At 45.3% G+C, this 21953-nt stretch carries 29 protein-coding genes; 15 read left to right on the forward strand and 14 right to left on the reverse strand.

Annotated elements, in window-relative coordinates:
• Positions 1-89: 89 nt before the first annotated feature.
• Positions 90-1769 (forward strand): isovaleryl-CoA dehydrogenase, encoded by a 1680-nt coding sequence (locus tag RJ32_RS08845; RefSeq protein WP_034821354.1) that lies wholly within the window; start codon positions 90-92, stop codon positions 1767-1769.
• On the opposite strand, the gene RJ32_RS08850 is transcribed toward RJ32_RS08845, so the two are convergent.
• The 3 genes from RJ32_RS08850 to RJ32_RS08860 all read right to left on the reverse strand — a co-directional run bounded on the left by RJ32_RS08850 (position 1720) and on the right by RJ32_RS08860 (position 3777).
• Positions 1720-2226, reverse strand: coding sequence for a DUF2937 family protein (locus tag RJ32_RS08850; protein WP_034821356.1), 507 nt, complete (start codon positions 2224-2226; stop codon positions 1720-1722). The genes RJ32_RS08845 and RJ32_RS08850 overlap by 50 nt on opposite strands.
• A gap of 77 nt (positions 2227-2303) precedes the next feature.
• Positions 2304-3209 carry a sensor domain-containing diguanylate cyclase gene (locus RJ32_RS08855; RefSeq protein WP_227016290.1) on the reverse strand — a complete coding sequence of 302 codons (906 nt, stop codon included), beginning with the start codon at positions 3207-3209 and terminating at the stop codon, positions 2304-2306.
• Positions 3210-3234: 25 nt separating this feature from the next.
• The gene (locus RJ32_RS08860; protein ID WP_034821361.1) at positions 3235-3777 is read right to left on the reverse strand and encodes a DUF6436 domain-containing protein; all 543 of its coding nucleotides are present in this window, start codon (positions 3775-3777) and stop codon (positions 3235-3237) included.
• A gap of 187 nt (positions 3778-3964) precedes the next feature.
• Here RJ32_RS08860 and RJ32_RS08865 point away from each other — a divergent pair, with 187 nt between their 5' ends.
• The gene (locus RJ32_RS08865; RefSeq protein ID WP_011234788.1) at positions 3965-5215 is read left to right on the forward strand and encodes a DEAD/DEAH box helicase; all 1251 of its coding nucleotides are present in this window, start codon (positions 3965-3967) and stop codon (positions 5213-5215) included.
• A gap of 28 nt (positions 5216-5243) precedes the next feature.
• Here the strand turns inward: RJ32_RS08865 and RJ32_RS08870 are convergent, their stop codons facing one another.
• Both RJ32_RS08870 and RJ32_RS08875 read right to left on the reverse strand, forming a co-directional pair.
• The gene (locus RJ32_RS08870; RefSeq protein ID WP_011234789.1) at positions 5244-6155 is read right to left on the reverse strand and encodes a M14 family metallocarboxypeptidase; all 912 of its coding nucleotides are present in this window, start codon (positions 6153-6155) and stop codon (positions 5244-5246) included.
• A 76-nt stretch (positions 6156-6231) separates the two neighbouring features.
• A complete protein-coding gene (locus tag RJ32_RS08875) occupies positions 6232-6546 on the reverse strand; it encodes a YebG family protein (RefSeq protein WP_011234790.1) in 315 nt (104 codons plus the stop codon).
• A 135-nt stretch (positions 6547-6681) separates the two neighbouring features.
• Here RJ32_RS08875 and RJ32_RS08880 point away from each other — a divergent pair, with 135 nt between their 5' ends.
• Complete coding sequence (locus tag RJ32_RS08880) at positions 6682-7863, forward strand: MFS transporter (RefSeq protein WP_011234791.1); 1182 nt, start codon at positions 6682-6684, stop codon at positions 7861-7863.
• Here RJ32_RS08880 and RJ32_RS08885 read toward each other — a convergent pair.
• Entirely contained in the window at positions 7853-8509 is a 657-nt protein-coding gene (locus tag RJ32_RS08885) for a flavin reductase family protein (protein WP_011234792.1), read from the reverse strand. The genes RJ32_RS08880 and RJ32_RS08885 overlap by 11 nt on opposite strands.
• Positions 8510-8642: 133 nt before the next feature.
• Between RJ32_RS08885 and RJ32_RS08890 the strand changes: the two genes are divergently transcribed.
• Complete coding sequence (locus tag RJ32_RS08890) at positions 8643-9062, forward strand: hypothetical protein (protein ID WP_011234793.1); 420 nt, start codon at positions 8643-8645, stop codon at positions 9060-9062.
• Complete coding sequence (locus RJ32_RS08895) at positions 9043-9237, forward strand: hypothetical protein (RefSeq protein ID WP_011234794.1); 195 nt, start codon at positions 9043-9045, stop codon at positions 9235-9237. Before RJ32_RS08890 ends, RJ32_RS08895 begins: the two co-directional genes overlap by 20 nt.
• Here the strand turns inward: RJ32_RS08895 and arfB are convergent.
• The 3 genes from arfB to RJ32_RS08910 all read right to left on the reverse strand — a co-directional run bounded on the left by arfB (position 9234) and on the right by RJ32_RS08910 (position 11382).
• Positions 9234-9644, reverse strand: a complete 411-nt coding sequence (gene arfB / locus RJ32_RS08900) for an alternative ribosome rescue aminoacyl-tRNA hydrolase ArfB (RefSeq protein ID WP_011234795.1) — start codon at positions 9642-9644, stop codon at positions 9234-9236. The two genes, RJ32_RS08895 and arfB, sit on opposite strands and share 4 nt — an antisense overlap.
• 42 nt (positions 9645-9686) lie before the next feature.
• The gene (locus tag RJ32_RS08905) at positions 9687-9929 is read right to left on the reverse strand and encodes a hypothetical protein (protein WP_034821363.1); all 243 of its coding nucleotides are present in this window, start codon (positions 9927-9929) and stop codon (positions 9687-9689) included.
• Between the two features lie 70 nt (positions 9930-9999).
• On the reverse strand, positions 10000-11382 hold the full coding sequence (locus tag RJ32_RS08910) for a serine hydrolase (RefSeq protein ID WP_034821365.1): 1383 nt from the start codon (positions 11380-11382) through the stop codon (positions 10000-10002).
• Between the two features lie 139 nt (positions 11383-11521).
• Here RJ32_RS08910 and RJ32_RS08915 point away from each other — a divergent pair, with 139 nt between their 5' ends.
• On the forward strand, positions 11522-12517 hold the full coding sequence (locus RJ32_RS08915) for a branched-chain amino acid aminotransferase (RefSeq protein ID WP_034821367.1): 996 nt from the start codon (positions 11522-11524) through the stop codon (positions 12515-12517).
• Here the strand turns inward: RJ32_RS08915 and RJ32_RS08920 are convergent.
• Together RJ32_RS08920 and RJ32_RS14530 are read right to left on the reverse strand one after the other, a co-directional pair.
• The gene (locus RJ32_RS08920; RefSeq protein ID WP_011234799.1) at positions 12514-12828 is read right to left on the reverse strand and encodes an antibiotic biosynthesis monooxygenase; all 315 of its coding nucleotides are present in this window, start codon (positions 12826-12828) and stop codon (positions 12514-12516) included. The two genes, RJ32_RS08915 and RJ32_RS08920, sit on opposite strands and share 4 nt — an antisense overlap.
• Before the next feature lie 16 nt (positions 12829-12844).
• Positions 12845-12985, reverse strand: a complete 141-nt coding sequence (locus tag RJ32_RS14530; RefSeq protein WP_081423223.1) for a DUF3149 domain-containing protein — start codon at positions 12983-12985, stop codon at positions 12845-12847.
• A 234-nt stretch (positions 12986-13219) separates the two neighbouring features.
• Here RJ32_RS14530 and RJ32_RS08925 point away from each other — a divergent pair, with 234 nt between their 5' ends.
• From RJ32_RS08925 to RJ32_RS08955, 7 genes are all read left to right on the forward strand, one after another.
• Complete coding sequence (locus RJ32_RS08925; protein ID WP_011234800.1) at positions 13220-13477, forward strand: YqjD family protein; 258 nt, start codon at positions 13220-13222, stop codon at positions 13475-13477.
• Positions 13464-13835, forward strand: a complete 372-nt coding sequence (locus tag RJ32_RS08930) for a phage holin family protein (RefSeq protein ID WP_011234801.1) — start codon at positions 13464-13466, stop codon at positions 13833-13835. The genes RJ32_RS08925 and RJ32_RS08930 overlap by 14 nt, the downstream gene beginning before the upstream one ends.
• A gap of 11 nt (positions 13836-13846) precedes the next feature.
• Entirely contained in the window at positions 13847-14143 is a 297-nt protein-coding gene (locus tag RJ32_RS08935) for a hypothetical protein (RefSeq protein WP_034821375.1), read from the forward strand.
• A 72-nt stretch (positions 14144-14215) separates the two neighbouring features.
• Positions 14216-14656, forward strand: coding sequence for a BON domain-containing protein (locus tag RJ32_RS08940; protein ID WP_011234803.1), 441 nt, complete (start codon positions 14216-14218; stop codon positions 14654-14656).
• Positions 14657-14780: 124 nt separating this feature from the next.
• Positions 14781-15323 carry a PH domain-containing protein gene (locus tag RJ32_RS08945; RefSeq protein ID WP_034821386.1) on the forward strand — a complete coding sequence of 181 codons (543 nt, stop codon included), beginning with the start codon at positions 14781-14783 and terminating at the stop codon, positions 15321-15323.
• Positions 15316-16824, forward strand: coding sequence for a PH domain-containing protein (locus RJ32_RS08950; protein ID WP_034821389.1), 1509 nt, complete (start codon positions 15316-15318; stop codon positions 16822-16824). Before RJ32_RS08945 ends, RJ32_RS08950 begins: the two co-directional genes overlap by 8 nt.
• 1 nt (position 16825) lies before the next feature.
• Complete coding sequence (locus RJ32_RS08955) at positions 16826-17413, forward strand: DUF938 domain-containing protein (protein ID WP_011234806.1); 588 nt, start codon at positions 16826-16828, stop codon at positions 17411-17413.
• 38 nt (positions 17414-17451) lie between these two features.
• On the opposite strand, the gene RJ32_RS08960 is transcribed toward RJ32_RS08955, so the two are convergent.
• Positions 17452-18078, reverse strand: coding sequence for an OmpA family protein (locus RJ32_RS08960; RefSeq protein WP_011234807.1), 627 nt, complete (start codon positions 18076-18078; stop codon positions 17452-17454).
• A gap of 158 nt (positions 18079-18236) precedes the next feature.
• Here RJ32_RS08960 and RJ32_RS08965 point away from each other — a divergent pair, with 158 nt between their 5' ends.
• Positions 18237-19052: an NAD-dependent protein deacetylase gene (locus RJ32_RS08965; protein ID WP_081423224.1), complete on the forward strand. Its 816-nt coding sequence runs from the start codon at positions 18237-18239 to the stop codon at positions 19050-19052.
• A gap of 70 nt (positions 19053-19122) precedes the next feature.
• Here RJ32_RS08965 and RJ32_RS08970 read toward each other — a convergent pair whose 3' ends face one another.
• The gene (locus RJ32_RS08970) at positions 19123-19692 is read right to left on the reverse strand and encodes a LemA family protein (protein ID WP_011234809.1); all 570 of its coding nucleotides are present in this window, start codon (positions 19690-19692) and stop codon (positions 19123-19125) included.
• A gap of 10 nt (positions 19693-19702) precedes the next feature.
• Positions 19703-20746, reverse strand: a complete 1044-nt coding sequence (locus RJ32_RS08975) for a hypothetical protein (RefSeq protein WP_011234810.1) — start codon at positions 20744-20746, stop codon at positions 19703-19705.
• A 201-nt stretch (positions 20747-20947) separates the two neighbouring features.
• On the opposite strand from RJ32_RS08975, the gene RJ32_RS08980 reads away from it, so the two are divergent.
• Positions 20948-21883 (forward strand): D-2-hydroxyacid dehydrogenase, encoded by a 936-nt coding sequence (locus RJ32_RS08980; RefSeq protein WP_011234811.1) that lies wholly within the window; start codon positions 20948-20950, stop codon positions 21881-21883.
• The last annotated feature ends 70 nt before the right edge of the window (positions 21884-21953 follow it).

The following is a 21953-nucleotide window of genomic DNA, read 5'->3' on the forward strand; positions in this document are numbered from 1 at the left end:
GTCGTAGAAAAATAGACGAAAGACAACTATTCGTGCATTGACGATCATAAATAATCTTGCTTCACTCAATTAAGATAAGGAGTAAGAACATGACTCATAAATATCCCCGAGCCGATCAGTTTATGGCCAGCACCCACCAGGTTGAGAATCAGCCACCGGCGCTGGAAAACTATAATCTTTATCTGGCTGATAAAGCACTACGAAAAGCCGTTGAGCGCGAAGGTGCCAGTTGGGCTTATTCCGATCTTATTGCCTTTGGCGAACTGGCTGGCAAGGCTGAAAGCATCGAACAGGGGTTTCAGGCAAACAAGTACCAGCCTGAACTGAGAACCCATGACCGTTACGGACATCGTATCGATCTCATCGATTTTCACCCGAGCTATCACCAGCTTATGTCGACAGCTATCGAACACGGCTTACACGCAAGCCCCTGGAGCGAGCCAAAACTAGGAGCTCATGTTGCACGGGCAGCAAAATACTATCTGCATACTCAGGTCGAAGCGTCTCATGGCTGCCCTATTACCATGACCTTTGCCTCTATCCCCGCACTAAGACACCAACCCGATTTGTTCAAAGAGTGGGGGCCAAAAATTACCGCCAGGCATTACGACCCCAGGAACATCCCCCATACCGAAAAAAGTGCCGTGACCATTGGTATGGCAATGACCGAAAAACAAGGTGGCTCGGATGTGCGTCTGAACAGCACTCGCGCTTACCCAATAGACCAAGAAGGTTCAGGCCAGGCTTACGAACTGGTTGGTCACAAATGGTTTGTGTCAGCACCAATGTGCGATGCTTTTCTGGTGCTTGCTCAGACAGCCAGCGGGTTATCCTGCTTTCTGGTACCACGTTGGCGTCCAGACGGTTCAAAGAACCCAATTCAGATTCAACAGCTGAAACAAAAAATGGGGAACGCGGCCAATGCCTCCAGCGAAACTGAGTTAAGGGGTGCACTGGGCTGGATGGTAGGTCAAGAAGGTAAAGGCGTTCGTACTATTATAGAAATGGTGGCAACTACCCGCTACGACTGCATGATTGGCTCCTCTTCCGGCATGCGGCAAGCCGTGGTTCAGGCCATTCACCACGCCAGCCACCGCGAAGCTTTTGGCACTAAATTAAGTGAACAACCGCTAATGCAAAATTTGCTGGCGGACTTAGCCATTGAAAGCGAAGCCGCCATGACTTACATGATGCGCATAGCACGGGCAATGGATAACCAGGACGACGAGCATGAAAAGCTGTTGTCCCGAATTGCCACACCCATAGGCAAATACTGGATTTGTAAACGCACACCGAATCATGCTTATGAAGCTATGGAAGTGATTGGCGGTAGCGGTGTTATGGAAAACCACATTATGCCGAGATTATTCCGAGAGTCGCCGGTCAACGCCATATGGGAAGGCAGCGGTAATATTCAATGTCTGGATGTTCTCAGAGCAATAGAAAAACAACCAGAAGTTCTCGATGTCTATTTTGCTGAACTGCAACGGGCACAAGGTGCAGATAAACGACTCGACCAGTTTATTATGCGGTTGAAAAGTGAGTTTACGGACAGAAATATGCTTCAGTATCGTGCACGCAGTATAACGGACAACATGGCCGTTGGGTTACAAGCCGCTTTATTAGTTCAACACGCCGGTACGGACGTTGCCGATGCCTTTTGTGCCAGCCGTTTAGCAGCAAGTACCGGACTCAACTATGGCACATTACCCACAGGGCTTAATTGTGCTGCGATTGTCGAAAGAGCCTCGCCAGCAAACGCACAATAAGTTCGCCAAGTACAGACAGCAACAAGCCTGAAACTAAACCAAACAAAATAGCGCCGGGGTTGAGTTTTACAGTATAAGAAAAGCTGCTGCGAACCTCGCGCTGAATGTCCTCAACTGGGGTAAAAAATGCCTGTTGATAAGCACTCCAGGCATTTTTACTGAAACTACGAAAGGCTTTTTCCAGCAGTTGATTACGCTGGTAAATGGCACTGATGCTTTGCCCGCCTTCCTGAAACACTCTGTCGTCACTGGCCTGATAGTGAGCAATAAGTTCCTCAATACTACCGTCGAAAAATTTTTCGGCTTCATCACGAAACTCGTTCAGGCTGCGCTCTGACTCAATCATATGAGCCTGCAAACTTTTACCGTACTGATCAACAAAGCCGGGCAACTGTATTCCGGCGAGTACACCCGAAATCAGCAGAATAATTCGTAGATAGGAAGTGAAGATTGCCATGGTCTCTCCTTAAAAGCCCTGAACCACTTTAGAGCAGACCTTAAGCGACAATCAAACTTAATTACGCTTCATTACACTTAACTTGTCAGCACGACCGCGTTTTTACCTTCGCTCTTTGCCTGATACATAGCTTTGTCTGCCCGGGCCATAATGCCTTCAATGGTGTAATGCTCTGAGGGCTTATCGCATTGACAAAGGCCGATAGACAAGGTGACAGGTAACTCGGCATGCCCTATTCCACTCACTAACTGGCAACGTAAACGGTGCATCATAAGTCTGGCGTCTTCAGCGGAAATCATAGGGTGAATGGTAGCAAACTCGTCACCTCCAATACGGGCAACATAATCGGTATGTCGACTGTGCAAACGAATTAAATCGGCTATCTTTTGCAAAACCAGGTCGCCGAAGTGATGTCCATGTTCATCGTTTATTTCTTTAAAGTCATCCAAATCGATAAAACTCACAGCAAAGGGCGTACCATGGGTTTCCAGTTGGTTTATTTCATCTTGTAACTGTGCGGTAAAGGCACGTCGGTTCATTATTCCGGTTAAGTGGTCGGTAAGAGCCTGACGTTTCTCAAATTCCAGTTCGAGACGGATTTTATCTTCCGATTTTTTCTGCAGAGTGTAATCCCGCACTATTGCTATGCCGTACAACTGCTCTTCGATATCCAGCTGATTCAGCATAATATCGGCATAAAAAGTTGAACCATCCCGACGAATTGCGGGGAAAATCAAGCCATTCCCCATAGAGCGCCTGCCCGGGTACTTAAAAAACTTTTCTAAGTGCTGATCATGCTTTTCACGCATACCTTCAGGTAACAGTTCATTAAGATGCAGTTCAAGCATAGATGACGAGGAATAGCGAAACATTGCCGCGGCAGCCTGGTTAACACCAACAATGAGTCCCTGAGAATTAATAACTATTGCACCGTCCGGTATCACTTCAAGGAACTCAATAAAGGTTTGTTTTACTTCCATCATTATGTGGCTCCACTGTTCTGCCGCATTAAACTTTGCAATAACACCCTTTTGCAACGGTATTAACCCATTTAGGAGCCGCTGATTCCCCCGAAACGGAAGGTATCAGCTCTTCTACAAAGCTACTATCAGTAGTACAAAAAGCACCATCGGCATATGGGCCAATGTAAATCAGCTTTGATGATTTATTGAACATGATAATCGCTGGAGTTGCAGGAACGAAGCGCTTTAAGGTTGGATATTGATCGATATCAACAACCCGGTTTTCTCCTTCAGATTCCGCTACCTTTCTTTTTACGCTGGCCATATGCCCGGATGAGCGCCAGTTACAAGAACAGTCCCCGGAGGTAATATGAAAAACGCTGCCAGCAACGGAATAACCAAGACGCGTGAGCTCAGCCACTAACTGAGGTTCCAGCTTTTCGTTATTGCTGAGCTCCAGTAATTCACCTTTTTCATCAAACCAGACCAGCCGCTGTTCCAGTAAATAACTGATACCCAGAAGCACCAGCCCAAACCAGGCCACAACGGCGATAATAAGCCAACGGGAACGAGCCTTACCTGATTTCATGAATGACAATGAAACGCCCTACTGCGAAATGACATTTTGCGGAAATGATGCGCCCGCTTTTTCAGCGGATCAAGAAAAACTTCAGTTTCAGGGTACTTTTCTAAATAAAGGTTTAGTCTCGTTTGTGATACAATGTCGAAAAGCCGCTCATTAGCGCGGTATCTACTATCATAATTCCCGGAGCTTCATGTCCACAGAACAAAACCCATCCTCATTCCAGTCACTCGGATTGAGCGACGATATTTTACGAGCCGTTACTGAATGCGGTTACACCACCCCAACACCAATTCAACAGCAAGCCATTCCGACCGTTATGGCCGGCCACGACTTATTAGCCGCCGCGCAAACGGGTACCGGTAAGACAGCTGGTTTTACGCTACCTTTGCTGCACAAATTGTCGCAGACAAAGACCGACGGAAAGCCTGTTATTAAGGCGTTAATTCTTACGCCAACCAGAGAGCTGGCAGCACAGGTTGAAGACAATTTGAATACCTATGCAAAATATACCGGTCTTAAGTCCCTGGTGATTTTTGGTGGTGTTGGTATTAACCCACAAATTAGTGCCTTGCGTCGTGGTGTTGATATTCTTGTTGCAACACCCGGCCGTTTGCTGGATCACAGTCGTCAGGGAACCGTTGATTTAAGTAAAATTGACGTACTGATTCTGGACGAAGCTGACCGCATGCTGGATATGGGATTTATTCATGACATTAAAAAGGTCATGAAGCTCATTCCTGAAAAACGCCAGACACTGCTGTTTTCAGCGACTTTTTCTAGTGAAATTAAGGCACTGTCTCAGCAGTTTATGCAGCAACCCAAGCTGATTGAAGTAGCACGCCAAAATGCCGCAGCCGATACCATTGAGCAACGTGTTTATCCGGTGGATAAAAAACGTAAAAGAGAGCTACTCAGTTACTTAATTGGCAGCCGTAACTGGCGACAAGTGCTGGTCTTTACGCGTACCAAGCATGGTGCTAACAGACTGGCAACACAGTTAACTGATGATGGCCTCCCCGCTATGGCAATCCACGGTAACAAAAGTCAGGGCGCAAGAACCAAGGCTTTAGCACAGTTTAAAGCCGGTAAATTACGAGTATTGGTTGCAACGGATATCGCTGCACGCGGTATTGATATTGATGAATTGCCACACGTTATTAACTTTGAACTGCCTCAGGTCGCTGAAGACTATGTACACCGTATTGGCCGTACAGGTCGTGCAGGAAGTGAAGGTGAAGCGGCGTCTTTAGTCTGTGTTGATGAGCATAAATTGCTGCGCGATATAGAAAAGCTAACTAAAAATGAGATACCCAGGGAAGTTATTCCGGGTTTTGAACCAGACCCCAGCATAAAGCCGGAGCCGATTCAGAAGCCTCGTACGGGGCGTCCTCAAAACTCTCGTCGTGCGCCTCGCCAGAAGCGCCCGGACACACGACGTTAATTCTACCGCAGACCTGTAGGACCGGACTTTACTTTAAGAAGTCCAGTCCTCCGGTTACCGCAGCAACTTGTGCTTGAATACACTGTTCAGGCGTTGCTTTCGGGCTGTCGGGATACACTTCTGTAGTCGTCGCATACTCTGCTTTGCTAAAGCTAATGCACAAACCCATTTTCGCCGTTGGCAATAAAATAACGCCACGCTGAGCAATATCCTCGCCTATCAGTTTATTTTCGTCGTCGGCATCGGCAATATGAGTGACCTCTTCCACCGAATCTAACACCGCCTTCTGAAACTCAGGATAAGGCTTTTCTGAATTTCCAACCAAATAGAACCCATCCGGAATATTCCAGTTCGTATTCACTTTTCCATCCATCGCCGCTTTGGCCGGACGAAACTCGCTGTTATCCGTATCCGTTGTTTCGTGTAAATCTATGTGGGCCAGAATATCTACGCCTAAGCCAGCAACATAATTCATAATGTGCGCGCATTCCCCGGCAGGAGAATCAGCGACAAAAGAGCGATTAGGATCAATGGCCGCCGGATTCCAACGGTTGATGGTTTCATAGCCCCAGGGACTCAAACATGGCGCTACCACCACATTGAAGTGTGGCTGGTAATCTTTCGCTTTGGTTTCAATAAAGCGCAACGCACCATGGACACCACTGGTTTCATACCCATGTACTCCGCCGGTAACCAAAACCGTTGGCTTCGAGTCATCCCAGTTTTTTGTTCTGACCACAAATAAAGGATAAGTACCGCTGTCGTACGCAAGTTCACCATATTGGTCTACATCGAAATCGCTTTTAAAGGTTTCAATCTTACTAACCACATCATCGAAGTAAGAGCGCTTTTTCGTTTGCTCGGCCAGCCACTGAGCTTTTTCTGTCGCTCCCCATGGGGTGCCCGGTGTTCCGATATGGTAAATCGTTTGTTGCGTCATATTTTAATCCTATTCACTTAAAACAAGGCTGCTATATTAGCAAAGTCTTTGCCGGCACCAAATGAAATACCGGTAGCTAAGCCGCTTTGGTCGATTCCTTATCCGCAGGCTTGGACGCTTCCACTTTTTCTGTCGATGCTTTTTCAGTCTTAGGTTTTTTAGGCTTTTTAGCCCCTAAAGCAATGAGTATATTTTCACGCTCTTTCGCTAAAAACAGAGCCATATCCTCGAGTTGTTGCTCATCAGTGAACAGTTCGCTACTTTTAATTAATGGGTTCAGGGCTTCTGCCATATCCAGAATTTTATCGTGCGCATCGGCTTCGGCTTTTGAAGTGAAGGTCATTTTCTCGGCTCCGTCGCGAATAACTACATATTGGGTTACTACAGCCATGGTATGGTCCTTTGCTGATGTGTAAATATACTGTTTATTTGTACAGTAAAGTGACATAGATTGCAATAGTTGTAGCATTCGCTAAACTGCGCACTCCGAACAGGCCTTCGTTACGACAGGAAGTAAATCCGCCCTATGCAGTTCTCAAAAATACAAGTTCTACTGGCCATTTTTGCAATGGCAATTGGAAGCTTTGCCATTGGTATTGGTGAGTTTGTCATTATGGGGCTGCTGCCCGACGTCGCTGCAGACTTTAATACCGACACCCGGGAAACAGGCCACTTAATCAGTCTTTATGCGCTTGGTGTGGTTATCGGAGCTCCGCTTATTACCATTTTATTTGCCAGGCTGCCACGCAAACCTATGTTACTGGCACTAATGCTGGCATTTTCTCTGGGCAACTTCGCCAGTGCCTCAGCAGACAATTACACATTACTTCAGGTGTTACGTTTCTTAACTGGCCTGCCTCACGGTGCTTATTTCGGGATTGCCTGTTTGGTTGCGGCCGATATGGTTCGTAAAAATCAACGTGGTATGGCAGTAACTATGGTGATGATGGGACTCACGGTAGCTATCCTGGTCGGAAACCCTTTAGCCACCTGGTTAGGGCAGCTTATTGACTGGCGCACCGTATATCATACCGTGGGAGCTCTAGGCTTACTGGCCTTTGTCATGATTTTCATTGTGGTACCCAAACACCCGAATGAAAAGAAAACTTCTGCCCGTGGAGAGATGCAGGCATTACAAAACCCTCAAGTCTGGCTGACTTTAGCCATAGGGGCCATTGGCTTCGGCGGCATGTTTGCGGTACTGAGCTACATAGCTCCAACACTAATAAACGCCACCGGCTTGGATTCTCACTGGATACCTGTTGCTTTATTTATCTACGGACTGGGATCCTTGGCGGGTAGTTTGGTCGGCGGCTGGGCTGCCGACAGAAATCTGAAATTAACCATTGGCGGTTCTCTGGTATGGTCGGCAATTGTGCTGGCAATTTTTCCCTTAACACTGCAGAGTCTCTGGACGGTGATGCCTATGGTGTTATTACTTGGTAGTTCCGCCGCGCTGGTTCCGGCTCTGCAGGTACGTTTAATGGACGTTGCCGGAGAAGCCCAGACTTTAGCAGCATCGTTAAACCACTCCGCTTTTAATGCGGCTAACGCCTTAGGTGCCTGGCTGGGTGGTCTTGCTATTATTTCTCCACTTAGTTGGCAGGGAACCGGCTGGGTTGGGTGCGCGCTGTCGCTGGCCGGTCTGCTACTCTTTTGGGTTACTAAAAAGCACAGTCGCAGAACACCCAACATAGTTAGTCTTTAGGCTCGCCTTCTGCATCTAATTCACTAAGCTCCTCATCGGGTTTCGCATAAGACAAACGCGCAGCCCGCTGAGTGCGATGATACCCATCAAGGCCTGAAATTGTCATTGTGCCGAGCGATTCTATATCAATGAAACCATCGCTTTTCACCGCCTCTTCTTTAACTTCAACCCAACGAACTTCCCCAACAATTAATGCAGTGTCGTTATGTTGTATCGGAATAATTTCAACCTGCTGCATACCTATTCTGAGCGAACTTTCGGCCACATACGGCGCATGAAAACCGTCGACAAATTCGGGCGTCAGGCCACAAGCTTCAAACTCTGATGTTTCTCTGGGATACCGTGCTGAGGTCTGATGTGCTTGGCGAAAAAAATTTTCGTTAACTTGATTAATCGTATAAACACCACTCTCTTCAATGTTTTCCCAGGTGTGTCGGGTTACTGACTGAGGGCGCATAACAAACCCTAACAGAGGTGGGTTACTTCCCAGATGAACAACAGAACTTATCATGGCTAAATTATTTTGCTGATGCCGGTCTCGGGTACCAATGACATTGGCACTTTTAAACCCGGATAAACAATTCACAAAACGTGCGCGATCGCGGTCATTCATTTTCGCTAAATCTTGCTGTTTGTAGGTTTTCATTAAAGCTCCAGTTTATTTTTGTCGGCTATCTATACGTTTTATTTTGCAATTACGATCGTTTACAAATAACTTATTGCGAACTATTATCATTTGCGTTAGCTTGTTTAATCAAAGCCAGAATAAAGGATGCATAATGACTAACGCCTATCAAGAGTACTTTAACTCTCAGGAAAAGCTAAAAATAGCGAGCTCACTGCTCAACCAAAAAGATTATCGCGCTGCAACGACATTTCTCAGTCAGGCACGCGACTCAGCAAAACGGGCCTTCAGTGAACCTGTACTGGTGGGTAATGCCATCCAAAGCTTTACAACCTGTTCTATTTTGTTAATTGCTACCCATATTCGCTGCCAGCAAAAGCTACAGGCGTATGAGTTTCAACAAGAGAGTGTTGAGCAACTAACATCATGGCTTAATCAGGCTAAAACTCAGCCGCTAGAAGAGATATGTCGTTACTGCTATCAACTCCTAATTACCGGTTGTCAGCATTCTCGTTGCCTGGGGCACTGTATGCAACAATTAGAGGAATCCGGTTATGCGCATGAACAAACCTGAACGCTTGCAACTTTCAATGAGTAAAGAGCAACTTAAAAAACTGCTGCTTGAGCAAAAGTTAGTGGCCAGTGATATTCGTTGCAGTGATTACTGCAGTCAGTGCGAGCTTAAACAGCTGATACTTGAGTGCGCCAGAATAAACTGCTCCGGCTCTTTGCAGAACTTCGACGGTTAGAAGTCTTTTTTTCGAAGTGCTTTTTTCTGTCCCTGCTGCTTTTTAGTGGTTAGCCGTCTTTCTTTAGCCGAGCGGCTGGGTTTCGTCGGAATGCGTTTTTTCTGAACCTGAGATGCACTGCGGATTAAATCAATTAGTTGTTCAAGTGCCAGCTCTCTATTACGTGCCTGACTGCGAGTTTCCTGAGACTTAATAATCACCTTTCCGCTTTGAGTAATGCGGTGATCAGATTTTTTCAGTAATCGGCTTTTATAAAAGTCGGGAAGTGAAGAGGCCTGAATATCAAAAATGAGTTGAGCCGCAGTTGCTACTTTATTCACGTTTTGCCCACCCGCTCCACTGGAACGGATAAACTGCCATTCAATTTCGCTATCTGCTAACTCAACTCGTTGTGATATCTGAATCATTTTTCTCTTTATTACCAAAAAAATTAAACGATTTTACCCACATCACTCAGCAGGCTGAATAAAATTATCTATACCTTCTTCTTTCAAAGCGTCGAGGGCTTCAGCAAGCGCATCATCTTCGTTCTCAAACGCATCTTCCCAAAGCGTTGAATTATTATTTTCATCAACAATTTCCAGAATCCAGCCGCTGTCCTCGGTACGGTAAATATCTATCTCTACATTTTTACCGTCAGCGCTGTATTGTTGGGTATGTTTGCTTTGAGTTACTTGCTGTTCTTCGTTCATAATAGAGTCTCTGTATACGTCCGTATGGTGGCAACAGTCTATCACTGTTCGGCTTACTCTGAGGGGATTTTTATAGAGCTTTTAGTACATCCCGCACAAAGTCATGCTCGTTAAATCCTTGTTCACCAGCAATGTCATAACCACGACGAACCACCACTAAATTCTTTGAAGGAATAACGACCAAGAATTGCCCCCGGTTTCCACGGGCAGCAATAGTATCGTCAGGTAGTTCTGGAAAGCGCTCGTTATAAAGCCACCACTGCGCACCGTAGCCCGGAGCATCTTCCGGTGGCTGAGCCGGTGCTGGCATACTAATATAATCCAACCAGCCTTCCGGTAAAATTTGTTCTCCCTGCCATTGCCCTTCCTGTAAGTGCAAAACACCCAAACGAGCTAAGTCACGAGACGTCGTCCACACCTGAGACGATAAAATAAAGTCTCCACGCCAATCGGTTTCGACAAAAGTATGCTGCATTCCTATCTTTTCCAGCAAAGCTTTATACGGAAATTTTAAATACTCTTCAGTTGTATCAAAACGTTCATGCAGCGCCCTTAACGCCAGCATAGTGTCGTTATTTGCGTACTTCCAGCGACTGCCGGGAGCCACTTCAAGTGCCGTTTCTGTTGCCGTGTCACTTACAAGTCCACCGCCCATATACACCCGATCGGTGCGATTCCCCGCTTTATTACTGTCTAAACCAGACGCCATATGCAATAGGTTTTCTAAGGTAATGTGTCCTCGCGGGTCAAGCGGATGTGACCAGTTAGAAATACCGGCAGGAGCATCCAGCTCTATTTTATTTTGCTGAATAGCCGCACCAATAACGCTGGCACCTATGCTTTTTGCAACGGACCAGGTACGCTGTGCCGTCTCAGGGCTAAAGCCTTCAAGATAACGCTCAGCAATAATTTCATCCGGCGTCACAATTAATACTGCCGAGGTACGCGAGCCAGAGCCATACTTCTTGGTAAAGGCCTGCTTTAGTACGGATTCTAACTGAGCATTATCACTTGTTGCATTAACCTCTGCGCGTTTCCCCCAGGGAGCTCCACTGTCCTTATTCGCTGCTTTATCCCCGCGAAAAGGATCAGCAAGAAATTTAGCATCATCAACGGTAGCTCCTACCGGTAAATCGACGCAGCCAAGTTTTGATCGCCAAACTGAAATTCGCTCCCTACGCCCTTCATCATAAGGTACCCTGACCCAGTTATTTTCTTTATTAACTTCGGGGGTCATACCCTTTACGCGCTCAGCAATTAAAGAATAAATTCCACTAAGTTCATGCTCCCGAACTTGCGCCATAGACTTGTTAGCGTTAAGTACGGCACTACAGGTAAAACCCGCAGTATAACCAGCGGCGTAAGCATTTAAGGTTGTTTCAGTTTCTTCCGCCTGAGTGTACCCAGTTGCCAGCAACATGCTGGCCAGAGTTATTTTTAATGTCTTATTCATTTATCACATACCCGTTGCCTCTTTATCACAGTTCCTCAATGTAAGAGCATGATGCGAAAGAAGCAAACCGCCAGAGTCATCCGAATGTTAAAAATTATGGTATATTACTGCGCATTATTTTCTAGATCAGGACAACCCTATGGCAGCCTTTGGCACCGTATTTATGCCACAAATGACGATGGCAACTTTCGAGAATTCAGACTGGAATAAACCTGAATTAGTCTCTTCTGACGCAATACAGTTACACCCCGGAGCTCATGTTCTGCATTACGCCAGCACTTGCTTTGAAGGATTAAAGGCGTTTCGCCATGACGATGGCTCCATCAATCTATTTCGTATGAACCGCAACATTGAGCGCATGCAGCAAAGCAGCCGTTTGCTTTCCTTACCGGCATTTGATGCTGGCTTGCTGCAAAAAATGATTACAGATGTAGTGAAACACTTCAGCGACGAAGTTCCAAAACCACCGGGGTCAATGTATATACGCCCTACTCACATTGGTACCGAAGCGGCTATTGGCAAGGCAGCCTCGCCAACCAGTTCATCAATGCTCTATGTATTGCTATCGCCTGTCGGTGATTATTTTTCCGGCGGCGATAAAACCTTACGCTTATTGCTCGAGGAAGACGGTTCACGTTGCGCGGCTCATATGGGTATGGTTAAAAGCGGCGGCAACTACGCCAGTGCGTTACAACCCATTCTTCAGGCACGGGAATCCGTGAATGCAGATCAAGTTCTGTTCTGCCCTAATGGCGACGTACAGGAAACTGGAGCCGCCAACTTTTTGCTTATTGACGGCAACGAAATTATCACCAAAGCACTGGACAGTAGCTTTCTGCATGGCGTAACCCGAGACTCTATTCTCACCATTGCGCGTGATATGGGAATGACTGTATCTGAACGACAGCTTAGCGTAGATGAACTACTGGAGCGTGCTTCAAAACCTGATTGCGAAGCCGCTTTGTCTGGCACGGCAGCGGTACTTGCGCCAGTTGGTACTTTGATTCATAACGGAAAAGAATTTTCTGTCGGTAGTGGGAAATCAGGCGCTACCACACTGAAATTACGCAAAGCGCTGAACGATATTCAGTGGGGTAAGGCGGAAGATAAACACAGTTGGCTAACTAAAATCTAACCTTCCGGCGGCAACACCACCCATTCAGGATCTCTGAATTCACCTAAAGGTGTTATTTCACAAAATGGGGCAGCACTGCGAATAATCTTAGCCACTTCGGAGTTATGCTGCCCTTCCATAGCGTCGCGTTTTTCCTTGCTGTCCCACGACGCTATGGCTATTAACGTTTTGTCATCACCGATTTTGCGGTGTAACTCCGTACCTCGGGCTCCTGGTGCTTGCTGGATTATTTCACTGGCTTTTACCCAAGCCTCTGCATACTCCTCTGCCGTATGACCTTCTTTGATACGAACCTGAAAAATATACTTCATAGTTCCTCTTTTAGCGCTACTTACGTTTATTCTCTGATTTAACCATTTTTAAGTAAAAGAAAATAGCGTAAAAAACACACATTCCAATAACAATCGCTAAGCCTGTAAAAGAAAAAAAGATGACCGGATCTTTAAAAAACTCTTGCCATAAACTCATGGTTATTCCCCTGTTTGAATTCTTGATTTCAGTTTATTCAAACTTGACAATGACGATATTGATCCCAATCAATAACAAGAATAACACTGATTTTTTTAGGGGCTTTTTAGTTTATTCCCATCGAATACCGAAAAGTATTCATCTTTACAGTTTGTAAAGCAGTGTAAAAAATTTGCGTATATCCGAATTTGCGTCTTTCCTTAATAGGTACATTCAATAAAAACCGAGGGTATTATGAGTAACAATCAAGCAAAAGCAGAAGACGCGGTAAACAAGTCAGCAAATAAAGCTCACGACACCATCGATAAAGTGGCAGACGCAGCGAAACATGCATCTGACAACCTGGGTGAAAAAGGACATAATCTTAAAGAAACTCAGGAAAAATGGCTTTCGACTGCAACTGATTACGTTAAAGATAACCCGATTAAATCTTTAGGTATTGCGGCTGCAAGTGGTTATTTACTGAGTAGGTTGTTCAGTGACCGCTCATAAGCAACCTGAAGCGAACGAAACAGAAAGTTTGCTTGAGCAAGTTCAAGCACTGGAGAGTGAAGTTCGCGGCGTTGTAAAAACACAACTCCAGCTCGCGGGTATGGAAACCCGCAGAGCTGGGGAGAGTTTTGTGCGTATGGTCGCCTTCGCTGTGCTGGCCGCTTGCTTAGCTTTTACGGCGTGGGCTGTTTTAGTTACAGCTGCTGTAATAGCGATTGTAAATAGTAGTGTAATGTCTTTAACAACAGCATTAGTCATTGTTGCCGTCGCTCATTTGGCAGCGGCTTTTTATATTGTCAGATATATAAAACGAAGAAGTCGCGACCTACTGTTTGCAGAAACCAGTAGCAGTCTCTAAGTGGAGGGCTTATGGCATCAGACCTTGATTATCAAATAGCGCAAACGCAAAAAGACCTTCAGCTTCGCAAATTAGCTGTTAAGGTTCGTTCACAAAGCGTTATTTCGACAACTCATGACAAACTAGCCTCTCCCACGGCTCTTTGCGTTGCCGCAGGTGCAGGTTTCTTTATCGGAGAAATGACAAATCGGCCGAAAAAGCAGACAAAGTCTTCCGGTGGGAAAAAATCTGCCACAGATAGAGTTATTAAAGTATTAAGACTTATTGCTGGCGTACAAAGTGCCAGCACTTTTGCAAAACATCTGTAAAGATAACCGTAAACTCACGCAGTTCCAGTTATAGTGAGCGTGGTAATAATTTTTAATAACAGGAGGTTACCCATGAAGAACTTTAAAATGGCACTACCAGCAAGTTTAATCGCAATTTCAATGCTGACACTTTCGGGTTGCAGTGATGCTGAAACAGAAAAAGCAGAGTCGAAAGCTGAAAGCGCTATGCAGGAAGCTGAAGATAAAACTGAAAACGCGATGCAAGAAACTAAAGAAAAAGCTCAGGAAGCAAAAAGCTACACTGAGCAAAAGGCTGAAGACGCGGGTGAATATGTTGATGATGCTGTCATCACCACTAAAGTCAAAGCAGTTATATTCGAAGACGACAATCTGAGCAGCATGGATATCAATGTAGAAACGAACAACGGAATTGTTCAGTTGTCAGGTTTCGTTGAAAGCGATGCCGATATCGACACAGCAGAGAATCTAGCGGCTACCGTAAAAGGTGTTAAAGACATCGAAAACGATATTCAGGTTCGCGAAGAAAATTAATCATATTTTTTAATACTCCCTGATAAAAAGCGGCTTCTTAGCCGCTTTTTTTATATCCTCAGAACTAGAACATCAAGTAAATTACTGATAACTTTACGACATAACAAAAATAAGAATCTAAACTATGTCAAAAGATGAATTTAGCAATCACCCCATAACACCTGAAGAACTTCCTCAGATAAACTCTCAGTCCTTTACACCATTAAGTAATACCTATATTAAGGTCAACCTAATGTGTCGCTTAATTTTTTGGTTGATGGTGGTGAGCGCCTTATTAATTCTTTATTGGCAGCCCTGGGTTGCTCTTCCCAGGCTGCTAGAAGTTTATCTGCCCCAGATACAATTAACCGCAGGAGTTTTTGGCTTATTAAGTTCGGTTTATGGCATTTTAGCTGACAAAAACAAAGGGTACGCCATAAGGGAGCACGATTTTAGCTATCGTAGTGGTGTCATATTCCAGTCAGTAGTCAGCCAGCCTATTTTACGTATTCAGCATGTTGAATTAAAGCATGGCCCCATTGACCGCCACTTTGGACTGGCCAGTCTGGAGATTTTTAGCGCTGGCGGTGCCATGCACACTTTCGCAATACCGGGTTTACCAGAAAAGAAAGCTCGCGAAATCCGTTCCTACGTACTAACCCATAGCGATATTGCAGCAAATGACTAGTTACCAGAATCAATGGCTAAAGCTCTCACCTGTAGCGATTGTTTATTTCGCTGTTCAGTTCATCAAAACCATTGGTAACAACTTATTTTATTTACTGCCGGCTATTTTTGTTGGCTACAATCAGTTTTCAGAAAATGCCTTGATAATACTGTCAGGGCTTGGTGCTCTTTTAGTCTTTGTTGCCATCTCGGCTCTGCTCAAGTTTTATTTCTATCAATACCGGTTGAGCGAAGGTCGAGTTCAGATTCATTCTGGAGTACTCCAGAAAACGCATATCGACCTCCCCTTCGAGCGCATACAGAATGTCCGTTTTGAACAACCCATTTTTTACCGCCCGACGAATCATGTCTGCATGCTTCTGGACACGGCCGGTTCCAATAAACTCGAAGCAAAAATTATTGCTTTACCCAAAAACGTAGCCGAGTCTCTAAAACAAGAAATACTCGCTTATAAAACCGAAGATACTCATGAAACAACAGACCACCAACCTCAATCTAATGAGGAACGCCTGCTAAATTCCCGCTCCATGCGAGACTTAGTTATTCATGGCCTGGCCAGTAATCGTATCTGGATTGTACTGGGTGCGTTAGCCCCTTTCTTTAATTCTCTTTCAGACAGGGTTGTTGAAGGTATAGAAAGCTTCGGAGTGGATGTTGATGCGCTCATGGCCTCTTCACAATACGCATTCTGGCAGTACATATTATTTTTCTTTTCTATCGCCTTTGTTGTTATTGCCCTAATGGCATTAATTTCCGTCTTAGGCTCTGTAATCACCTTCTACGACTTTAAGTTAACCCGCAGCGACGATCGTTATATTCGTCGCAATGGACTTTTTACCCGTCACGAAGTTGTTATGAAACTGTCGCGGCTACAAATGATTGCTTTACAGCAAAACTGGCTTGATCGCGTACTGCAAAGAGTTAACTTGAAATTCGAGCAACTCAATGCCAACTTTGAGCGCCAATCCGCAGGAACTCCGGGCGGGAAAATTATTGTTCCATCAGTCACTCTCGAACAAGCACATAGCTTAGCAACGGAAACCTGGCCTAATAATCAATTAAGCAGCATAAGCTATAACCCGGTCAGCAAGCGACTCGCTATTAGAAACACGCTCATCGCCTTTTGGCTGTTTGTTCCTCTTGCCGCCGTGCTTACTTATTTTGCGAAAACGGAGCTGGCAACAGCTTCAATTGCTGCTTTTGTTCTGTCTACGGCCTTTATCGTTCTAAGCTGGAAACGCCGCGGCTATGCAATTGACAGTAACTTCATTTATCTCAGAAAAGGCCTTATTGGAGTGAATTACCGCTGCTTCCCTATTCATAAAGTTCAACAGACAACGTTCTCGCAAAGCTGGTTTATGCGCCGCTTTCAGTTATGCTCAGTAAAGTTTGTCCTGGCTTCTGGTGGTCAGACTCTGCCTTTTATTAATGCTAGAATTGGTGAAGAACTCATAGACTCCTGCCTTTATCAGGTGGAAGCATTAAAAAAGTCCTGGATGTAATATGGAATTACCTTTCTCGCAAGCCTGTGAAAACAACAAAGATCCAATACTCGAGGTTCTTAAAACGGCGTTTTCAGACTGCACTCGAGTTTTAGAAGTAGGCAGTGGCACAGGTCAACATGCCGTGTACTTTGCCAGCCAACTGCCTAATATTCATTGGCAAGCCAGTGATCAAAAAGAGTACCTGCCGGGAGTAACAGCGCGGATAAAACAGGAAGGCGTAACTAACCAGCCATTACCGGTTGAATTTGATGTATTTGCAGACGCACCGGGGGGAACATTCAACGCTCTTTTCACCGCAAACACCTGCCATATTATGCCCAAAGAGGGGGTTGAAAGGCTCTTCGAGCATTTGGAAGGTGACCTTAGCAGCGTAGAGCGTTTATGCATTTACGGACCCTTTAACGACAATGGCCACTTTACCAGCGACAGTAATCGTGGCTTTCACCAGTCGCTGCAGTCGCGTAACAGCGACATGGGAATACGCGATTGGCAATGGATTACAGAGCTGGCCAATCAGCAAGGCTTTGAGCTGAAAAAGATTCACCCTTTGCCGGCCAATAACCAGCTGCTGGAATTTCAACGTTAGCCCTTTATCAATCAAGGGCTAACGAAGACGAAAAACCGTTATTGAGTATTAGGAACAATACGTAACTCTACCCGACGGTTTAACTGACGTCCGCTTTCGGTATCGTTATCTGCAACAGGCATACTTTCTCCATAACCTTCGGTTGTTACCCTGCGCGAGTCCACGCCGTTACCCACTAAATTATTGCGTACGGCATTGGCTCGGTTTAACGACAGTTGCTGGTTGTATTCCGCAGAGCCGGTGCTATCGGTGTGCCCTTCTATCAGCATGGTAGTTTTTTCATACTTTTTCAGCACACGCGCAACATCATCTAATACTGGGTTGAAGCTTTGAGAAATATTCGCACTCCCGGTGGCAAACGTGATGTTACTGGGCAATTGTAAACGCAGGTTATCGCCGTCGCGTATCACTTTAACACCACTGTCAGCCAGTTCTTCCCTGAACTCTTCTTCCTGCTTATCCATATAAGAACCTATAGCACCTCCTGCTAAGGCACCAACCGCAGCGCCCCAAACATATCGGCTTTTATCATGATCGCCAGTGCCTTTACCAAGCAATGCCCCCGTCACAGCACCTATCGACGCCCCTTTTTGGGTATTGCTCATATTTTCACAACCAACAAGTGCTAACGAAGAAAACATCATAGTCAAAACTAACTTTTTCATACTCTAACTCCATCAAAACAATGAATGCCCTGAAAACTAGCACGCTTTAGTATAGTCACTGATGAGATTTTCGGATTTTTTACGTGACTTATTTTCTCTTAATGCCCAGCAGTGATACCTTATAAAAAGTAGTAGCTGACATACGCGTTTCCATCAATATGACAATAACTGACCCTACCGAGGCTCGTAAGGCTCTAATGACGTTCTTGCGGGACAATGCCCCCGTAACAGTCATTACCGGCGCGGGCATAAGTACAGACTCCGGAATCCCCGACTATCGTGATAATAAAGGCGAATGGAAGCGCACGCCTCCGGTTCAGCATCAGGATTACATGCGCAGCGAGGCGGTACGAAAAAGATACTGGGCCCGAAGCTTATTTGGCTGGCCGGTGCTTTATCACGCTAAGCCTAACTCAGCGCATTACGCGATAGCGGAATTCCAGCAGCAAGGGCTTATTGGCTGTGTTATCACGCAGAATGTGGACGGCCTGCACCAAAAAGCCGGAGCCACTCGTGTCATTAATTTGCACGGATACGCCAACGACATGGTCTGCATGAGCTGTAGGGAAATTACCCCACGGTTGGATATGCATGAGCGCAGTCTGAAATTGAACCCGGACTTTGCTGCTTTAGAGGCAACCGCCGCACCGGACGGTGATGCAGACCTTGAGGCCGACTTTGAACAATTCAAAGTCGCCGGCTGCAGAAGCTGCGGTGGTATTCTAAAACCCGATGTCGTGTACTTTGGCGACAATGTGCCACGCCCGCGGGTCGAAGAAGCTCAAAAGTCGCTAGAGAACAGTAACGCCCTACTCGCTATTGGCACCTCGCTTATGGTCTTTTCGGGTTATCGCTTTGCCCGCCAGGCTCACCAGAGCAATCAACCTGTTGCCCTGTTAACTCTGGGAAAAACACGAGCCGATGAGCTCGCAACGTTAAAACTGAACTGCTCTATAAAGGACGTACTGGCATGAACCAGAAGCAGTTATTCTTTCGAATTAAGTGCCCGTTATGAACTTAACGGGCTTTGGGGAAGCAAGAGTATTAAATATTCGGCTTATACTCAAAACCTTCTTCAGCCTGAGAGTCGGAGAAGGTTTTTATTTTCTCTTTATGGTTCAGCATAGAGTTAACCAATGAATTTGGGAACACTTCAATACCGTTGTTAAAGTCTTCTACGTTCTGGTTAAAGATACGAATTGCCGCACCAATGTTTTCTTGCTGGTCGGTAATTTCTCTCATCAATTTCTGATAAGTTTCTGAGGCCTTCAGTTCCGGGTAGTTCTCGACAGTAACGTTAAGGCTTTTAAGCAGTTCGCCAGTTCTGGCTTCCGCCTGCTCAAGCTTAGCCGTATCGACTTTACCACTATCCAGACCCTGCAGAGCACTACGCAGTTCGGTCACTTTGGTTAAAGTGCCCTGTTCGAACTCTTTATAATCTTTCACGACATCTTCTAAGTGCGGAATAATTTTATTTTTTTGACGCTCTTGTGTAATAACGTTAGCCCATGCTCTCTCGACAGCATTTGCGCGGCTAATAATGGCGTTATATATAGCAATAACGGCTATTACTAAAACAAGGGCTATGCCAATGGCTATCCATGTTCCTGTCATTGTTTTGCTCCTAAAAGTTACTGTCCAGTTTGGTCATTACATAGTGGATAAAATCAAGCGATGTCTTTAATTTTGCAAACTCCTGCTCGCCATCCAAGGCTTCAATAAATGCCTCATAGTCGCATATCTTAGCCTCTTTCGTTGTAGCAATAAGGTCTTTATCCGCAAACGAAAGACACAAGTCACCGGCGTCATTCACCTCGAAATTCACTTGCGATAATACCTCAGAGAACTCTTCAAAAGCGATAACCACGGTTGGTTTCATCGCTTTTGCAGCTTCTAATTCACTGGCTGCAACCACTTTAAATTCTTTGTTAAAACGGTTGGAAGCTGGCTTATAAGTGGCTTTTCCTGCCCCCGGAAGGCCAAAACCTACAACAGCAACATTGCGTAACAAGCCAAAAGGCAAAATAAGCCCGTAGCGATCATAATGATCGTACACTTTCTTTCTGCGTGTTCTTACCTCACCTTTGCTGTCCGTATAGGTTTCAGTGACAATCCGCTCATCAACATAGTGAAAGTGATAATACTGATACTGAAACGAATATTCGCTGCCACTGTAGCTTCCATCATAAAGCGCACGAATTTCACGTTTGTAATTCCCCCGATTAAAATCACTGAAGCGCTGCTGGAACTCATTTGATGCGGCTCTGCTTTCAAATACAGCGGGCGACAAGTCGTTGTCCAGTAAACCATCGCGTTGCAGTAAAGCATGCGACGCCTTTGCCATCAGCCTGCCCGGGTAAAAAGCAGTTATTCCGGCAACCAAAGTTAAAACACTACCTACGGCCAGAATAATCCAGGTACTTTGCTGAAAGCGTTGCCACTGAGACCAGTCCCAGTAAGTTAATGCGGCAGTTGCTAACAAAAACACGGCAAAAGCTATCCAGTAAGCTTTCATATTAAACTGGTAGCTTCCGGAAAAACCTTTCAAGTCATCAATAACCGCGTCGAGATTCTCTCGGGTACGGCTGTTATGCGCCTGCGTTTCAGTGCGCTTTAGCAATTCAATAAGGGCTTTGTTGTTTTTCTGATAGAGCACGGCAATCAACATAGGAATTAGTTAAAAATAGGTGTCCAGTTTAATGCTTCGGTCTTTTCGGTACCAGTTAATATTTGTAAAACCAGCCCTTAACAGACTCATTTTATGAGTGTAAATGGCGCTAAAAAATTAAGCTTAACTAAATGCGCTTTTATAATTTCTGCTAAGATGCTTAGCTCCTATGCAAATAAAGACGCCATTAAGAGGTAATTAATGAAAGCTGTCATACTCGATGCAGAAACCCTGGGCAAGGGAATTGATCTCTCCGCTATTGAAAAGTCCGTCGACGAACTGGTTTTATATGATTCAACAACGACCGAACAGCTTAATGAGCGAATTAACGATGCTGAAATTGTTATCACAAATAAAGTCGTTATTAATGAACAGGCCCTTGAGTCCGCTGAACAGTTAAAGCTAATTTGCGTGTTAGCCACGGGAATGAACAATATCGACTTAGCTGCAGCAGAAAAGCTGAATATTCCGGTTAGAAATGTTGAGGCTTACGGTACACAAAGCGTGGTTCAGCATACTTTGATGATGATGCTTTCGCTGGCGACTAAGCAACCCGTTATGCAAAAACGCGTTGCCGCCGGTGACTGGCAAAGTTCCTCCATGTTCTGCCTGTTAGACCCATCCATTATTCAACTGGCCGGCAAGAAGTTAGTTATTGTTGGTTCTGGTGAGCTCGGCCAGGAGGTTAAAACTATGGCAGAAGCTTTGGGGATGCACGTTGAGTTCTCAGCACGCCCCGGAAAGAAAGATGACCCGCGTCCATCACTAAATGAGCTACTACCTTCTGCAGACGTTATCTCTTTTCACTGTCCGTTAACGAATGACACCAAAAATTTGCTTAACGCAGATAATCTCGAACTTTGTAAAAAAGACGCTCTGATTATTAATAATGCCCGAGGTGGTGTTATCAATGAACAGGATGTAACCGAAGCGCTACGAGCGGGAAAAATTGGCGGTGTTGCCGCTGATGTTTTGCCTCAGGAACCACCTAAAGATGGCAACCCCTTGTTGGATGCGATGAACGAAGGATTAAACCTGATTGTCACGCCTCACAACGCCTGGACATCACCTGAAGCGCGGCAGCGTATTGTAGAGCTTACTGCCGAAAATATTCAGAGTACTCAGGGAAAGAACTAAAACTTGAGTTAACTTCGAATATTAATGTGTTGGCAGCTGTTTTCACGCTGCCAACACGTATTAATCAAGG

Origin of the sequence: Idiomarina sp. 28-8 (assembly GCF_000320945.2) — a bacterium.
In the GTDB taxonomy this organism is placed as follows: domain Bacteria; phylum Pseudomonadota; class Gammaproteobacteria; order Enterobacterales; family Alteromonadaceae; genus Idiomarina; species Idiomarina loihiensis.

Coding starts and splice junctions, on each gene's coding strand:
- RJ32_RS08940 (WP_011234803.1), top strand. CDS start 14,216: ATGAAGAACTTTAAAATGGCACTACCAGCAAGTTTAATCGCAATTTCA.
- RJ32_RS08925 (WP_011234800.1), top strand. CDS start 13,220: ATGAGTAACAATCAAGCAAAAGCAGAAGACGCGGTAAACAAGTCAGCA.
- RJ32_RS08910 (WP_034821365.1), bottom strand. CDS start 11,382: ATGAATAAGACATTAAAAATAACTCTGGCCAGCATGTTGCTGGCAACT.
- RJ32_RS08885 (WP_011234792.1), bottom strand. CDS start 8,509: ATGAAAACCTACAAACAGCAAGATTTAGCGAAAATGAATGACCGCGAT.
- RJ32_RS08950 (WP_034821389.1), top strand. CDS start 15,316: ATGACTAGTTACCAGAATCAATGGCTAAAGCTCTCACCTGTAGCGATT.
- RJ32_RS08870 (WP_011234789.1), bottom strand. CDS start 6,155: ATGACGCAACAAACGATTTACCATATCGGAACACCGGGCACCCCATGG.
- RJ32_RS08865 (WP_011234788.1), top strand. CDS start 3,965: ATGTCCACAGAACAAAACCCATCCTCATTCCAGTCACTCGGATTGAGC.
- RJ32_RS08860 (WP_034821361.1), bottom strand. CDS start 3,777: ATGAAATCAGGTAAGGCTCGTTCCCGTTGGCTTATTATCGCCGTTGTG.
- RJ32_RS08845 (WP_034821354.1), top strand. CDS start 90: ATGACTCATAAATATCCCCGAGCCGATCAGTTTATGGCCAGCACCCAC.
- RJ32_RS08890 (WP_011234793.1), top strand. CDS start 8,643: ATGACTAACGCCTATCAAGAGTACTTTAACTCTCAGGAAAAGCTAAAA.
- RJ32_RS08880 (WP_011234791.1), top strand. CDS start 6,682: ATGCAGTTCTCAAAAATACAAGTTCTACTGGCCATTTTTGCAATGGCA.
- RJ32_RS08970 (WP_011234809.1), bottom strand. CDS start 19,692: ATGACAGGAACATGGATAGCCATTGGCATAGCCCTTGTTTTAGTAATA.
- RJ32_RS08935 (WP_034821375.1), top strand. CDS start 13,847: ATGGCATCAGACCTTGATTATCAAATAGCGCAAACGCAAAAAGACCTT.
- RJ32_RS08975 (WP_011234810.1), bottom strand. CDS start 20,746: ATGTTGATTGCCGTGCTCTATCAGAAAAACAACAAAGCCCTTATTGAA.
- RJ32_RS08855 (WP_227016290.1), bottom strand. CDS start 3,209: ATGATGGAAGTAAAACAAACCTTTATTGAGTTCCTTGAAGTGATACCG.
- RJ32_RS08905 (WP_034821363.1), bottom strand. CDS start 9,929: ATGAACGAAGAACAGCAAGTAACTCAAAGCAAACATACCCAACAATAC.
- RJ32_RS08850 (WP_034821356.1), bottom strand. CDS start 2,226: ATGGCAATCTTCACTTCCTATCTACGAATTATTCTGCTGATTTCGGGT.
- RJ32_RS08875 (WP_011234790.1), bottom strand. CDS start 6,546: ATGGCTGTAGTAACCCAATATGTAGTTATTCGCGACGGAGCCGAGAAA.
- RJ32_RS08915 (WP_034821367.1), top strand. CDS start 11,522: ATGGCAGCCTTTGGCACCGTATTTATGCCACAAATGACGATGGCAACT.
- arfB (WP_011234795.1), bottom strand. CDS start 9,644: ATGATTCAGATATCACAACGAGTTGAGTTAGCAGATAGCGAAATTGAA.
- RJ32_RS14530 (WP_081423223.1), bottom strand. CDS start 12,985: ATGAGTTTATGGCAAGAGTTTTTTAAAGATCCGGTCATCTTTTTTTCT.
- RJ32_RS08965 (WP_081423224.1), top strand. CDS start 18,237: ATGACAATAACTGACCCTACCGAGGCTCGTAAGGCTCTAATGACGTTC.
- RJ32_RS08945 (WP_034821386.1), top strand. CDS start 14,781: ATGTCAAAAGATGAATTTAGCAATCACCCCATAACACCTGAAGAACTT.
- RJ32_RS08920 (WP_011234799.1), bottom strand. CDS start 12,828: ATGAAGTATATTTTTCAGGTTCGTATCAAAGAAGGTCATACGGCAGAG.
- RJ32_RS08895 (WP_011234794.1), top strand. CDS start 9,043: ATGCGCATGAACAAACCTGAACGCTTGCAACTTTCAATGAGTAAAGAG.
- RJ32_RS08980 (WP_011234811.1), top strand. CDS start 20,948: ATGAAAGCTGTCATACTCGATGCAGAAACCCTGGGCAAGGGAATTGAT.
- RJ32_RS08960 (WP_011234807.1), bottom strand. CDS start 18,078: ATGAAAAAGTTAGTTTTGACTATGATGTTTTCTTCGTTAGCACTTGTT.
- RJ32_RS08955 (WP_011234806.1), top strand. CDS start 16,826: ATGGAATTACCTTTCTCGCAAGCCTGTGAAAACAACAAAGATCCAATA.